At 72.8% G+C, this 1,170-nt stretch carries 2 protein-coding genes; both read right to left on the bottom strand.

Translation table 11 applies throughout. The annotated features are described in order from the left end of the window. The coding region (locus G3I40_RS46980; protein WP_164301562.1) for an FAD-dependent oxidoreductase at positions 1 to 151 on the bottom strand (151 nt) is incomplete at its 3' end. A 157-nt stretch (positions 152 to 308) separates the two neighbouring features. After that, complete coding sequence (locus tag G3I40_RS08555) at positions 309 to 1,076, bottom strand: GntR family transcriptional regulator (protein ID WP_164301561.1); 768 nt, start codon at positions 1,074 to 1,076, stop codon at positions 309 to 311. Between the last annotated feature and the right edge of the window lie 94 nt (positions 1,077 to 1,170).

Here is a 1,170-nt window from a genome sequence, read left to right as displayed (position 1 = left end):
GGCCGCTGCCCCGTGTCCGGCCGGCGTTGCGCAGGCCGGCGCCCCGGGCCTCCGCCTCCCGCTCGATCCGCACGACCTGATGGCCGCGTTCCAGTGCCTGCCTGGCGTGCGTGGTGCCCACCACGCCGGCTCCTACGACGATGACTCTCACGGCGGCTACGCTCCTTGGGGCGGGTGTCCCGTACGGGTCCTTGCACCAACGGGAAGGTGAACGACCCGCCAAGGTTGGCCTAGACCCGTTACGTTCCTGTTATCGCCGTGGGTCGCGGGAGCTCAACTCGCCGCGGACATTGCCCAGCTACGCGCCGCTACTGCTCCCGGTCGCCCAAACGCGTGGTGAACGAGAACCGGTCCCCGCGGTAAAGCGTCCGCACGCGCTCGGTGGCCCGGCCGCCCGTGTCGTACGAGACCCGGTGGATCAGCAGCATCGGCAGCGCGGGCGGTGTCCCGATGAGCAGCGCCTCGCGCGGCGTCGCGAGCACGGTCTCGATGCGCTCGTCGGCCGTGCCGAAGTCGATGCCGAGCCGCTCGTGGACGTACGAGTAGAAGGACGAGTCGGGGTCGAAGTCGACGTCGAGCCGGGGCATCCGTGCGACGGCGACGTACGTGGACTCCAGGCCCACGCGCTCGTCGTCGGCGAGCAGGACGCGCTCCATGTGCCAGACGGGTTCGCCGCGCTCCAGGCCGATCTCGGCGGCGAGCGCGGGCGGGCACGGGAAGCGGTCCAGGCCGATGAGGTGGCGGCCGGGCCGCCTGCCCTGCCGGCGTACGCCCTCGGTGTACGAGGCGAGCGACAGCGGCTGTTCCAGCTTGGGGCCCGCGACGACGGTGCCCCGGCCCTGCCGCCGCAGCCGCCCTTCGAGCAGCAGCTCGCGCAGCGCCTGGCGCACGGTCTCCCGCGAGACCTCGTACCGTACAGCGAGGTCGCGCTCGGTGGGCAGGGTCTCGCCGCTGCCCAACTCCCCGATGAGTACGACGAGTTGAGCCTTCACCGCGTAGTACTTCGGGATGCGGCCGTGCTCGGGGATGCCGTCGCGCACGGGGGCGCCGGGTGCCTGGTCGTTCGGGTAGTCCACGCAGGGATGTTCGCAGACGCGGGTGAACGCCCCTCGGGGGCCCGGCGTCGGGGCGGTGCCGGGCGGCCGGTGCTCAGCGCCCGCCGAGGCGCAG

Origin of the sequence: Streptomyces sp. SID14478, assembly GCF_010548525.1 — a bacterium.
GTDB lineage: Bacteria > Actinomycetota > Actinomycetes > Streptomycetales > Streptomycetaceae > Streptomyces.
The sequence above is the reverse complement of the archived record's forward strand: the minus strand, read 5'-3'. Positions and strand labels throughout refer to the sequence as shown.